At 42.7% G+C, this 13444-nt stretch carries 13 protein-coding genes; 3 read left to right on the top strand and 10 right to left on the bottom strand.

Going from position 1 to position 13444, the window contains the following annotated elements:
• Together F6K51_RS18840 and F6K51_RS18835 are read right to left on the bottom strand one after the other, a co-directional pair.
• The coding region (locus F6K51_RS18840; RefSeq protein WP_293022798.1) for a hypothetical protein at window positions 1–194 on the bottom strand (194 nt) is incomplete at its 3' end.
• Between the two features lie 219 nt (window positions 195–413).
• Window positions 414–548 (bottom strand): hypothetical protein, encoded by a 135-nt coding sequence (locus F6K51_RS18835; protein ID WP_293022797.1) that lies wholly within the window; start codon window positions 546–548, stop codon window positions 414–416.
• A 290-nt stretch (window positions 549–838) separates the two neighbouring features.
• On the opposite strand from F6K51_RS18835, the gene F6K51_RS18830 reads away from it, so the two are divergent.
• From F6K51_RS18830 to F6K51_RS18820, 3 genes are all read left to right on the top strand, one after another.
• A complete protein-coding gene (locus F6K51_RS18830; protein WP_293022796.1) occupies window positions 839–1312 on the top strand; it encodes a hypothetical protein in 474 nt (157 codons plus the stop codon).
• A 26-nt stretch (window positions 1313–1338) separates the two neighbouring features.
• Window positions 1339–4158 (top strand): FxSxx-COOH system tetratricopeptide repeat protein, encoded by a 2820-nt coding sequence (fxsT, locus tag F6K51_RS18825; protein ID WP_293022794.1) that lies wholly within the window; start codon window positions 1339–1341, stop codon window positions 4156–4158.
• 465 nt (window positions 4159–4623) lie between these two features.
• On the top strand, window positions 4624–4860 hold the full coding sequence (locus F6K51_RS18820; RefSeq protein ID WP_293022793.1) for a hypothetical protein: 237 nt from the start codon (window positions 4624–4626) through the stop codon (window positions 4858–4860).
• On the opposite strand, the gene F6K51_RS18815 is transcribed toward F6K51_RS18820, so the two are convergent.
• From F6K51_RS18815 to F6K51_RS18780, 8 genes are all read right to left on the bottom strand, one after another.
• Entirely contained in the window at window positions 4853–5848 is a 996-nt protein-coding gene (locus F6K51_RS18815; protein ID WP_293022792.1) for a hypothetical protein, read from the bottom strand. The genes F6K51_RS18820 and F6K51_RS18815 overlap by 8 nt on opposite strands.
• Before the next feature lie 454 nt (window positions 5849–6302).
• Window positions 6303–8177: a DNA primase gene (gene dnaG / locus F6K51_RS18810; RefSeq protein WP_293022790.1), complete on the bottom strand. Its 1875-nt coding sequence runs from the start codon at window positions 8175–8177 to the stop codon at window positions 6303–6305.
• A gap of 156 nt (window positions 8178–8333) precedes the next feature.
• A complete protein-coding gene (locus F6K51_RS18805; RefSeq protein WP_293022788.1) occupies window positions 8334–10295 on the bottom strand; it encodes an HNH endonuclease signature motif containing protein in 1962 nt (653 codons plus the stop codon).
• A 111-nt stretch (window positions 10296–10406) separates the two neighbouring features.
• Entirely contained in the window at window positions 10407–11153 is a 747-nt protein-coding gene (locus F6K51_RS18800) for a hypothetical protein (protein ID WP_293022786.1), read from the bottom strand.
• Between the two features lies 1 nt (window position 11154).
• Window positions 11155–11592: a hypothetical protein gene (locus F6K51_RS18795; protein WP_293022783.1), complete on the bottom strand. Its 438-nt coding sequence runs from the start codon at window positions 11590–11592 to the stop codon at window positions 11155–11157.
• Between the two features lie 63 nt (window positions 11593–11655).
• Window positions 11656–12222: a hypothetical protein gene (locus F6K51_RS18790; RefSeq protein WP_293022780.1), complete on the bottom strand. Its 567-nt coding sequence runs from the start codon at window positions 12220–12222 to the stop codon at window positions 11656–11658.
• A gap of 90 nt (window positions 12223–12312) precedes the next feature.
• On the bottom strand, window positions 12313–13023 hold the full coding sequence (locus tag F6K51_RS18785) for a hypothetical protein (RefSeq protein WP_293022778.1): 711 nt from the start codon (window positions 13021–13023) through the stop codon (window positions 12313–12315).
• The gene (locus F6K51_RS18780) at window positions 13023–13442 is read right to left on the bottom strand and encodes a hypothetical protein (protein ID WP_293022776.1); all 420 of its coding nucleotides are present in this window, start codon (window positions 13440–13442) and stop codon (window positions 13023–13025) included. Before F6K51_RS18780 ends, F6K51_RS18785 begins: the two co-directional genes overlap by 1 nt.
• Window positions 13443–13444 lie beyond the last annotated feature (2 nt).

Below are 13444 nucleotides of genomic sequence, written 5' to 3'. Positions count from 1 at the left end.
AGTAATTGTTGTCTTTCCTGAGTAGGTCTATTTTCAAGTTGCTCTACTGGTTGCTGAAGTCCAAATTGTTCACCAATAAATACTTTAAGTGAACGGTAGTTTGCTTGAACCTCTTCTTCTGCCATCGCCGAGGCGACGAATATAGCTCCTGATGCTAAAGCTGTAATGATAGAACCCGCAGTTATTAGATCCATTTGATTATTTTAGAGAAACAGATTTTTTGAGATTTAATTTTATAATAACTAAACATAGCAATATCATCCTTCCAATACCAGAGGTAGTATTAACAAGCCAAACCTCTATATCTACAAGCCTTAGAGTTGAGGAAACATGCGATCGCGTCTCCTAAGTCCAAGCAAAACTCGCAGTATGGCATCCTCGTGCTCCATTATCACTGTTATCCCATGGCAGCATCAGTACCCTCGCAGCAAAGCTGATCGCATTTTCCCGACCGTTTCCTTGCGTTTGCGCAGCATCTCCAGGGTGAGAATCACATCCCGTAAACCCGTCCCCTTGAAAACATCTCTGGGTATCCAAGACGGTCTCATCCATACTCTCTGATGGCTGCTAGAATATCAGCTACTTGTTCAAGTGTTAGCAGACAACCACTGACCGGGTGACAAACAGCCTTAAAAGGCTTATTCAGTGTGGGGTGTATAATGTATGTAGGGAAAAATCAGGAGCTGACCACATTAGTAGAGATGGTTGAATCAGGTTGGGAACCGAAGGTTTTTGTCAGGGTAACTCCAAATTTCCTTCTATTTTTCCCATTTGTTTCCCCTTCAGTTAGTTATCAAAAAGCTAAATCTCAAACAATCTCTTTCTCTAAAATAATCAAATGGATCCAGCAACAATCAGTTTTATCATTACAGCTTTAGCATCCGGTGCCATCTTCGTAACCTCAGCGGTGGTAGAAGAAGAGGTTCAAGCAAACTACCGTTCACTTAAAGTATTTGTTGGAGAAAAATTTGGACTTCAGAAATCCGTAGTTCAACTTGAAAATATACCAACTCAAGAAAACCAAAAATTACTGGCTGAAGATTTAGCTGATGTAATTGAGGCACAGGAAATTGAAATTATTGATGAGCTTATTAACAAAACCAAAGCCCTGACAGAGTCTTTAGAAAAAGTATCGGAAAAATTATCTAAACAAGACTTTGATGCTATCGGCATAGACTTAGAAAATGTTAAAGCTATCAATGTTAAAATCAACAATGTAATCTCAGAAGGAGGAGCTAAAGTTTTAGGGATAAAAGCAAGAAACTTAGAAGCTGATAGTATAGATGCTGGAGATATTATAGCAAAAAAGTAGATTCCCAAGGTTCAATCCTGTCAATCGTGGACCTTGTTGGTTCTACAGTACATGGTGGTATTCATACTGGTGATATTAATATACAAGCTGCAACATCAGCTTTTCCAAAAACACCACCAGACAATATTCCTCATAGCCATGTTGTCAAATTTGTTGGTCGTTCTAATGAATTAGACGATTTACACCAGGAACTCCAAAAAGCTGAACGGGTGGCCATATCCTCTACTGTTGCAAGTGTTACTGGAATGGGGGGCATTGGCAAGACTGAATTAGCATTGCAATACGCCTTGAAATTCAGGGAAAACCACTATCCCGGTGGAATTTGCTGGCTACAGGCAAGAGACATAGATCTGGGTACTGAGCTGCTTAAATACGGACGGGTACAGCTCAATCTTAAGATCCCTGAAGATATAGTAGAAGAAGAAAAAATCGCCTATTGTTGGCGTAACTGGCCGTTTTCTGGAGATATCTTAATCGTTTTCGACGATGTAACCAGTTACCAAAGCATTGAACCGTACCTTCCTCCCAACCAACCACGCTTTAAAATCATTGTCACCACAAGGCGGAAAAACTTAGCTCAGGCATTTGTACCACTGAACTTAGAAGTACTCAAAGAAGCAGCAGCCCTAGAGTTACTCGAATCCCTCATTACTCAATCCCGTGTGCAAAGACAACTAGAAGAAGCCAAAGCTCTTTGCCAACAATTAGGCTACCTACCCCTAGGTTTGGAATTAGTAGGCCAGTATCTCGCCGAAAAACCAGACTTATCCCTGATTCAAATGATGCAACGCTTAAAAAGCAAAGGACTGGAACAGAAATCACTAAAAGAACCCATAACAAAAGTAACTGCACAGAGGGGAGTCAAAGCCGCCTTTGAATTGAGTTGGGAGGAATTAAGTAATCAAGCCCAACAACTAGCGTGCCTGCTTAGTCTTTTTGCATCTGCACCTATTTCCTGGTTATTAGTACAGCAGTGCCTACCAGAAGAAGATGAAGAAGACTTAGAGGATATTAGAGACACCATTTTGGTCAAGCTGAGTTTGGTACAATACACAGGCGAAAAAACTTATCAACTTCATCAGTTACTGCGACAATACTTTCAAGATAAATTAAAACAGATGCCGGGAGCGGAGAAACTCAAACAAAGTTTCTGTAAGGTAATAGTACGAAAAGTAAAATCTTTCTGTCAAACTTACACAAGAGAACAAGTAGAAGTAATAGCACCATTCATACCACACATAGCAGAAGCGGCAACAGAACTACAACCATGGCTAGAAAATGAAGATTTAATTCAGCCCTTTCTTACGCTAGGTCTCTTCTATAGGAGACAGGGATTCTACAAATTAGCAGAACCTTGGTTAGAGCAATGTTTGGAGGTTAGCCAACACCGCCTGGGAAAACACCACCCAGATGTAGCAACTAGCCTCAACAACCTGGCAGGACTGTACTCTGACCAGGGGCGGTACCAAGAAGCGGAACTCCTCTACCAACAAACCTTAGAGCTTTTGAAACAGCTGCTGGGAGAACACCACCGATATGTAGCAACTAGCCTCAACAACCTGGCAGAACTGTACAGACACCAGGGGCGGTACCAAGAAGCGGAACCCCTTTATCAACAAGCTTTAGAGCTGTACAAACAGCTGCTGGGAGAACACCACCGATATGTAGCAACTAGCCTCAACAACCTGGGATTACTGTACAGAAACCAGGGGCGGTACCAAGAAGCGGAACCCCTCTTACAACAAGCCTTAGACCTGACGAAACAGCTGCTGGGAAAACACCACCCATCTGTAGCAACCAGCCTCGACAACCTGGCAGGACTGTACAAAGACCAGGGGCGGTACCAAGAAGCGGAACCCCTTTATCAACAAGCCTTAGACCTGAAGAAACAGCTGCTGGGAAAACACCACCCATCTGTAGCAACCAGCCTCGACAACCTGGCAGGACTGTACTTATACCAGGGTCGGTACCAAAAAGCGGAACCCCTCTACCAACAAGCTTTAGAGCTGTACAAACAGCTGCTGGGAGAACACCACCCAGATGTAGCAATTAGCCTCAACAACCTGGCAGGACTGTACAGACACCAGGGGCGATACCAAGAAGCGGAACCCCTCTACCAACAAGCTTTAGACCTGAAGAAATTGCTGCTGGGAAAACACCACCCATCTGTAGCAACTAGCCTCGACAACCTGGGATTACTGTACAGAAACCAGGGTCGGTATCAAAAAGCGGAACCCCTCTTACAACAAGCCTTAGACCTGAAGAAATTGCTGCTGGGAGAACACCACCCAGAGGTAGCAACTAGCCTCAACAACCTGGCAGGACTGTACAAAGACCAGGGGCGGTACCAAGAAGCGGAACCCTTCTTACAAAAATCCTTAGAGCTGTACAAACAGCTGCTGGGAGAACACCACCCAGAGGTAGCAACTAGCCTCAACAACCTGGCAGGACTGTACAAAGACCAGGGGCGGTACCAAGAAGCGGAACCCTTCTTACAAAAATCCTTAGAGCTGTACAAACAGCTGCTGGGAGAACACCACCCATCTGTAGCAACTAGCCTCAACAACCTCGCAGAACTGTACAGACACCAGGGGCGGTACCAAGAAGCGGAACCCTTCTTACAAAAATCCTTAGAGCTGTACAAACAGCTGCTGGGAGAACACCACCCATCTGTAGCAACTAGCCTCAACAACCTGGCATCACTGTACAAAGACCAGGGGCGGTACTCAGAAGCGGAACCCTTCTATCATCAGGCACTAGAGATTGCTGTCCAGCAGTTAGGAGAGGATCATCCCACAACCCACCTTATTTTCGGTAATTTAATCGAATTATTACACCAAAGTTGAGTCTCATAGAATTAGACCAAGTGTCCCAGAATCAGAACATCCTATTAGCCTATTTTCCAGATCAGAACTATCTATTACTTCATTTTCCGCTATCGCGTAGCATCTCCCTAGGAGAATCGCACTCAGCTTGCATTCCCGTTTCACCCCATCCATCAACGGGTTACTGAATTTTCCTAATCGCACCTTGATCGACTACCCCAACCACCGAACTGCTTTCCAAGAGCACTTACTCTAATTCCTAATTTTATCGCACTACGCATTAAGGTTAGGACATTGATAAAAGCTTTTCAGCTTTTGTAGTAAACTTTTGCCTCTTGCCTCTTGCCTTGCGCATAGCGCTATAGTTATAGGATTTTGCTGAACAACCAGAGCGACCGCAGGACAGCAAAAAGGGGCAACCACCTCAGGAAGTAGTTGCCCCTTTTTGGAAGGGAAAAGGAAAGCAAGGCGTTGCTGAATAATAGAATGATTTTAAGAGTAGGTGCGCTTTCCAATGGGCGAGTAAATCACCCTTGGGTCGCACCTGTAGAATGGGCATCTTGCCCGTTCTATATCTTGTTTAGCGGGCAGGATGCCCACTCTACTCCTATCCATTACTTCACTGACGCAACGCCCCAACTCCGGTATCATCTGCCTTCTGCCTTCTGCCTTAAAGCAGCCCATTTCTTTCACGAATCAGATAGGATTGCTATAACTACCTAGTCAGTAGTCCATTGAGTTCAATTCTTGTAGATCCTCTAACTGTTATCAAAATCTTTTGAAAAGGTTTGCATTCAACATGAATCTGTCCTGTGCCATTGGGAGGTATACTCCGAATATTATTACTGTAATAGGTAATAAAACGTAATCTGTTGTTAGTTGTCATATCTGCAACAATTAGTTGATTACTTGTCGAATTCACTTTTTTGTAGAATTCTTCCCCTTCTTCTAGTATTTTGTGGCATGAGGCAGGATCTTTTGATGAATAACAACCCCATACCCTAACACCAGAAGTTGTCCTATTTCCTTTATTTCTAAAAAAAACCGACAGACAATGCCAATTAGATACCTCTAGGTTAAGTGCGCTAGTGAAATCACTACCAACATCAACTAGCATTGTAGGGAATTCTAATGAGTATGGGTTAGCACCGCCTCCACCACCACTCGTGGGCAGATTGTCTGCAATGTAGGCTAGTCGAGCCATTAATGACCCTGTTTTTGAGGATGCTTGCCCGATCGTTCCAACGGTGTTAATGAAAGTAGTCCATCGCTGAAGCGATCGCTTAAACAGTGAAATCAAGCTAAATGTACCTGTGTCGTTTGTTGCTGGTGTATTTCCAGCCGCTCCCATAACACCGAGGAGAGTGGTCCATCGTTCCAGCGATCGCTTAAACAATGCAATTAGGGTGAACGATCCTGTATCTGAGGTAGCTACTCGGGCTGTTGCTGCTCCTAACGCGGAAAAAAGCGTTGCCCATTTCGTTAGCCCACGCTTGGTCAATGCAATTAAGCTGAATGCCCCTGTATCTGACGTAGCCTCTGAATCCCCAAGCTCTCCAATGCTTGGCTCGTGGAATTCTGGGATGAACGGGTCTTGGTCAGTTCCTGTTCCCGAAGACTTCCTGAATGAGGTTGACCCAGATTCGTTGATGTATCCTTGATTAGCCATATCTGCGTCTGCGTCTTTGATAATGTAGTTAACCCAAACCATACATCACGCGATCGCATTAGTTTCTCAGGCCGATGGGATCGCCTTAGTATTTGCGGGTGAGATTATTGACTGATAATTCCACTCGCTTGTTGTATTATTATACCAGAAAAACATCACTATAACTCATGGTTTTTACCGCAATTAAATAGCTACAATAATTACCAAAATACTACCGTAATTTTAGAGAATTAATATTTAAATATTACAGGAACCAACATCCCACTGGTAAGTGGAAAGCCTTGCATGATGGATATACATGGATTTACACGCCATTTTTGTATTTTTTGACACCTCAAACAATCTTTGAGGTTGAGTTCAATTCAATCAATAAAAGAGCTACTACTTTCCAGGTAAATGCTGGAGCAAACCCTGATGAAGTATTTCGGTATTTTTTGAATAAAAACCATTTACAACACGTGTTAAATGCTAATTCATTAGCAGTGGATTACAGCAATTATGATTCATTCAAAGACGTCAAATTACGGAGTTTTTGCAGTTCAACGAGTCTGTGATTAGTACTCTGAAATTCTTGCCAATAGAATTTTTTGTGCTCCTGACTAGAGCTGTTTAGTTGTTCTAAGCAGTAATTACGACGCTTTTCTAACACAGATATTTCCATACAAGCTATTGCTGCTTGTATCAATATTAAGACTCGCGGGATATGCTCTTTAAAGATTTCGTCAAGATAAAATAGATAACTAAATTGATACTTTTTATCAGGAAAATGTAAGCTACACTCTTGAACTAAATAGATCAGGTCTTCAGAGTCAAGAGCAACAGTCTCAAGTAATTTGATGATTTGTTGCCACAGAAAATGATGATGAGGAATACTGAAAAATAGATCGCGATCGGCCAGACTATTCATGATTGTGTGTCGGTGTTCAGGGCAGTGCAAATAAATACGCAACAACAAAGCCTCAGATCTTTCTAAAAGACTTTGTTGTTTGTTAACGACAGTTTGTTTAGTTTGTTTAAAGGATTTTGTGAGTTCTGACTTAAAGTTTTCAATATAAAGAGGAACTAATTGCTTTTGTCCTTGGCTGAGAATCTGAGCAAAGTGATTAATATAATAACCTAACTGACTCTTATTATGACTTATTTGCCTGAGCAATTTAGTCATAATAAAAGCTATTTGTTGAAACTGATCGGATTGGTTAAGATCTTTGTTGCTCAGTTCCTGCTCAATCTGCCAATCTATCCAGGAAGGAGCATTGAGTAACAACTCTCGGTACTTAGTACCATCGGGATCTGAGTTAAGAAATTCGTCAGCATCTTTGTTGCCAGGAAGGTTGAGGACTTTTATTTGAACAAGGTCATTAGCAGCAGCGATCGCAAGCTGCCCGATGGCTTTTTGAATGGCAGTGTTACCGGCAGAATCGCTATCAAAATTAAGGACAATTCCCTTGGATTCGGTATAGCGAGATAATTGGCGGACTTGGGCAATAGTAAGAGCGGTACCAAGGCAGGCCACGACATTACGAATTCCGGCAGTATGGAGTGCGATCGCGTCAAAATACCCCTCAACTACTACAGCCTGGTCTTGCTTGGTAATGAAGGTATTAGCTTTATCGAGGCCAAAAAGGGTTTTACCTTTGTCAAAGAGGGGGGTCTCTGGGGAATTAAGGTATTTAGGCTGCTCATTCCCCAAGCTCCGACCTCCAAAGGCAATCACTCTGCCATAGGGGTCGTGAATGGGAATCATGATGCGATCGCGAAAGTAGTCATAATACCCACCACCTTTCTTCGGCTTAATCAGTCCTGCTTGTTCGACCAGTTCAACTGGTTTATGTTTGTGTTCTACCAGGTAGTGGTAGATACTCTGCCAGCTAGCGGGAGCGTACCCTAGTTGAAAATGAATGATGGTTTCTTGCCTTAGACCCCTTTGCGATCGCAAATATTCCAGCGCGCCTTGCCCTTGTGGCTGTTTAAGAGCATGTTGGTAGAAAGCTGTGGCTAGGGCCATGATCTCGTAGAGTTGCTCTTGTAGAGAAAGCTTCCGTTCCAGTTCCTGCTGTTGTTCTGGCTGAAGGGTCTGGACTGGTACCTGATAACGCTGTGCTAAATCCAGCACCACATCACAGAAGGATTGTTTCCCAATCTCCATCAAAAATTTTATAGAATCGCCTCCAGTTTGACAGCCGAAGCAATAATATAACTGTTTTGAGGGACTGACAGTGAAGCTAGGGGTCTTTTCATCATGAAAAGGGCACAGACCGATATACTCCTTTCCACGTTTTCGCATAACCACATGCTCAGAGATGACATCAACAATATCAGAATGACCTCTGACTGCTTCAATCATATTTGGGTGTAGGCGTATAATGTTCATTGGTAAATTAATTGTCATCTTTTTATCTACCGAAAAGATCGATTCCGTCCCAGAATCGATCTTTTGTTGGATATTGAATCCATTCGAGATGTAAACAACATTACCTTACGGAAGCCAATCCTACAACACACTGCGTTCACATCTAATATATAATTTTTAGCGTCTTTGAAACATTTTAAAGCCTGCGGATAGCTTGGCTTTCCATTCCTTGGTATTGGTTGAATCCCAGATGTATTTCTTGATCCAGTTGTCATCATTATGACAAAACTCATAATGACAGCTCTTGCAGACAGGAAACATGTTTACTCCCGGTTTGTCATTTCCCCCCTGGTAGGAGGTGTGGTGTACTTCTTCAGAATTGTTTTCCAGACAACAAGAACACATACCGCCAGTCAATTGATGGGATTGAGCAAGTTTCTGTCTATGTTTAGCATAGGAATAACGGACATCATATGGGGACTCCAATTGAAATTTCTCAGATAAATCGACTAATTCGTCGTCGAAAATCATCTCTGCGATCGCAGTTAATGTCGGCTTAATCTGTTTTTTATCAACTGTTAAATCTTGAGTTACAAATTCCCAGAGGGTGGTGTGTTTGGTCTGGCGCAATGCTTCAGTCATGGCGACTAATGGATCATCCTCTGACTGTTTTTGTTTTTTTTTAACAGAAGGAAAACTATCAAGAGCAGGCATTTCAGCCATCTCCATCCAGCTTCCGTTAATAAAGCAGATGCGATCGCTTTCGTAAAACCCTTCCGGCATGTAAACCGGGAAATTCTGCTTCAACTGAGTTACTAACTCTTCACTAAATGTGACTGCATTCCCATTCCAGTCAACAGCTTTCCCAGGAGCGATCGCTGGCAACATTAATGAACAATGTTTAGCTACCTTGGTGTCCTCTGACACCCCACCTGCTACAAAGAACGGAGCAATCAGGAAAACACCTTGATTTCTCTTGATTCCTGAAGAGGTTAGAGTATCTGTTACACTTGCTGTCATTTTTACTAATGGAGCCAGGGCTTTGAGGTGCATGTTATTTTTGCTGCCTGCAAAAACCCATTCATCGAAAACCAGAATGGCGTTGAATTCTTGGATGAATTCTGCCACAATAGACCTGGCTTCATTAATAGCCACCCCAGCATCACTGGCATCCATCTTGGAAATATCTGTACTTATCGAACGAGTGCAATGGTTCCAGTAGTGTGAATCTTCATCACCAAAGCTGGCAAGATTAATGTGGTAAATTTTGGTTCCCTTAGCTGCCATCATCTTAGTAACGATCGCCACCAGATATGTTTTCCCAGACCTCTGTGCCCCACACACGAATCTGGCGAGATAAGGGTTTTTTAGTAATGCTGATAATACAGTTTTTTCTTTATGATCGCTTTGCTCTTGGTTTACAGGTAATTGTTGTTCACGTTTCGGCATAGCCGACGCTTCGCGAACAGGAATCGGCTTCTCAGGTCGAAGTGAAAGGTTCCCAGAAGACATGAGCAATTGATTTTCCGGTTTTTTTTGTGGCAAACACTCCCTGCTTGACTCAGAAATTGTTTCCAAATAGATTGTCACTTCTTCATTTGAAATAATTCTTTCAGCGGCATGAAATACAGCGCAAGCGTGCCGATAAATGTCAAATCGTACTTCTCCGCCCACTATTCTCATTATTTTGCTGATTTCGTTGAATTTGTAAGTCAGCATAATGATTTCTGACTTTTCGGCTGGGCTGAGATAAGCAATCTCTTTGAAAAATTGAGGGATTTTTTCTTCTTCCGGAATCTGACCAGCAATTTCTAGTAACTCGTATAGTCCCCCGATCATTGGGATTAAGCGGAATTGACCCGTATCCATCCGTTCGGCAAAAACAGTCATTATGTATCCCATTCCCCCTAGGGCGATCGGGATGATTGACAATGGGTTGGCTGACATGAATACCCCTGCGGCAATCACAGCGGTTGACAAAGATTTGCTGGCTTCACAGGAAACTTGGGATTTTTGGCTTTTTTCAACCAGCATTTGTGCTCTGCGACGAATCCAAACATCTATATCCCCGTTGATGAGTAGGGATGGATGAGGAAACTCAGTCAAGTCATAATCGTCTGCTAATACAATCTCTGACATTATTTTTTCTCTCTTTTGTGTGGCTACTGCATTCGTCCACTACAGTATAGCCTATCTATCAAAAAAAAGCACCTGCGAGATTCAGGTGCTTTTTTTTGGTGAACTAGGTGATTAGATTATCTCATTGGCCTTGAGCCAAATATTATGACCAGCCTCAGCGGCAAAAATGACTAACATATTGTACATAAAAATAGTTATAAACATCCCTGGAGGCAGCCCCCAGCATGGTCGAGCAGTAAAGACAGAGTGAAATTCCAAAGCATACGACCCACCAGCGATCGCTAGCAAAAAAAAGCGCTGAGACATGCCCGCATTGTCAACATCTTTGGCTAAGGCTTTGGGTAATTTTGTCGCATTTTCCGAGACTGTTGGCTTGGTAAAATTGGCAAACTTTTTATATTGAGCAAGGGCTACAGAAGGAGATGCGCCACGAATTATGAATGATTGAAAATATTGAACACCCAGTGCTGTCAGGCAAGGAAGGACAAATTGCATTTTGGGGATAGGAAAAACGAGGCGAAATATTCCCCAACCTCCTATCCAATCGTTTTCAAAGAAAGGCACAAGAGGTCTGCCACCCCAAGATTGAAAAAAGCCATCGGCTGACACGATTAGACCGAAAGCTAAGCAACAAAATCCGATGATTCGTATACCGTGGTGCTGATGGCCAACAAAATTTTCGATTAGTCGCCCAACCGAGTAGGTAGCGATCGCAATGACTTTCACAAAGCCGTCAATAATGGTGTCGATAACACGGTAAAGTTTGCTCTTTTCCGTTGGTAATTTTTCAAAATCATCCTGAATGTATTTTTCACCATTTGAAGCGTTTCCACCTGCTCCACTTCCCATTCTTGCCATCTCACTTACCTCCTTCGTATGTTGGTTTTTGACCTGTTGTGCATACTGTTTCAGCGTTCGTATCGCTTGCCCGGAAGAAAAATGCGCCTTCTTCAACATATCCCACACAGTAACGCATGGCATCGCCAATGATAACGAAATTCCATTTTCCGGCAATTTCATGCCACTTTTTTACTGGTGGTTTTTTGGGGTGAAAGTAGTATCCTTCAAGTATGATTTTCTTTGGCTGAAAAACTTGATTATTAATAGCAGCCTCCGCAATTTTTCTGTCGCTTTCAGCTCTTGTTTTCGCGATTGCTGCATCGCTCCTCGCCTTTTTTACCTTTTCCGCATCTACCAAGAAGTCAGGCATATCAGTGGAGTAAACAAAAGCCGCTGACAAAGCTCCAAAGACACCGACATATAGTCCTGGCTTGTATTTATCTTTTTTTCTGGCCATAAATTCCTCCTATATATTAGCCCAGAGTTTATTTGCAAACTCTGGGCTAATAGTTAAATTATTTTACGCAGCTGCGAGCAATTGATAGGCAGAGAATTGTTTTAGCTCAAAAGGACTAAAATAAATTTCCTCTTCGTGCTCAAAGTGCTGGCCAGAAGAAAAGCTCTCTTCGTTGGGATAGCATCGAAGGGTCATCTCAAAGTCATCAATAAAATTAGATGCATCGTCCCAATATGCTTGAGTGGGAAAGTCCGAATCGTCTAAGAAAATTGGTGCTCCAATCAAAGGTTTCCAGTAGAGGGCGCTGCTAATTAACCATTCTCCATCGACTTTTTCGTAGTCAAACAACAAATACATCTCGTAGTTAGGGTAAGCTTGGCGCGATCGCTCAACCAGGGTTGACAACTCCTCCTTATCCAAAATTAATAGGGTCATGTCGCCGTCGAGGAATATGTCGTGTTCGTTAGCCAGGGAGTCAATAATTTCAATCCGCTGGAGTGCGTCCATTTTCGCGATCGCTAAATCTAGTTGATCGGGATAATATAGCCCTATTTGAATGGCACAACAACCTAAATAATAATCATCCCGCGTTAGTTCGTAATTTTCGGCGCATTCTAGGAGTAAATTCATTTTTTTCTCTCTTGTGTGACTGTCAAATGCATAGGTAATGAATTAGCAGTATAGTACTGGTCCATGCGGCTAATTCCAATAGAAGGCGGATCACAGTAATCCCTTCCTTCGCTGTTGCTGCTTTTGCAAAAAGCTGGTTACGTTAACTTCAACATCAATTGTGGTCTGAGTGGATTTCGCAGAGGCTTTCCCTTCAGCTGCACGGTTCAGTTCCATTGTTTCCTGGTTGATGGCGATCGCGTCCATGGTCTGCTCCAAATTGTTTTGAGGCATTTGGCTAACCATGTCGCCAATCAAAGCGTTCTGGACAGTGGAATTAAATACGTTGCCGATCCCAGTATTGGACTGGATGAGGGCGTTCAGAAGCTGGTTGCCAAACTGGGTATTGTTTGCAGCTAATTCTTGGGTGAATGCTTGCTGCCCAACAGAACTGAGTGCTCGCGCTAAGTTGACCCTCGAAGCAATGATAGCTTGAGCAGCGGTCATCAGAAAATCTGGGGAAAAACCTGCTACCTCGGTATCTGTCAGAAGGCTCTGAGCGATCGCTGTGGTTTGCTGGACTATCTCACGGCTGCGATCGCATTCGCTGGGATTCTCGTTCCCTGGTAATGCTAACTGTTCCTCTGCCGCAATACCGAGTGCCTCAAGCACGTCTTGACAATTATCAATGATGCTTTTGTCATATTTTTCCTGATCTGGCTTTAAACCCTTTTCCTCTAGCACCAAGGGAATCATCTCCTTTGGGCAGCCCGCATTCATTAGTTTTTTGTATGTCGTTTCTTTGTCGTAAAACTCTACCATTATTTCTTCTCCTGTTTGTTGAAGTTTTCCCTAGTAAGCTTGAGCCAATTATTAGCTAAAAATTGTCGGACTTGTTCGTTTGTGAGTTTTTGTGTTTTTTTAAGCGCTAATATGATAATCAATATATAGCGCTGGTAGTCATCTAGTCCCTGCTTTTTCTTTTTATTAAAATTTTGACAGTAAATAAAAGCTAATGTCGGGACTTTCATGATTATGTTTTCTTCCCATCTTTGAAGGGTTTTCTTGTTTATTTTTAGAACAAGACTCCACTCTTCTCTGGTTAACCTTTTGTGAGTTTTGTAATCCTCACAGAAGGTTTTGGAATGAGACAGTATAACATCAGGCGTTGTGTCGGATGGGACAGTTGGGGAGACAGTGGATGAGACACTGTACTGAGTTATATTTTTTACAAAAATCACCT

It is taken from the genome of Moorena sp. SIO3I8 (assembly GCF_010692325.1).
Classification (GTDB): Bacteria; Cyanobacteriota; Cyanobacteriia; order Cyanobacteriales; family Coleofasciculaceae; genus Moorena.
The sequence above is the reverse complement of the archived record's forward strand: the minus strand, read 5'-3'. Positions and strand labels throughout refer to the sequence as shown.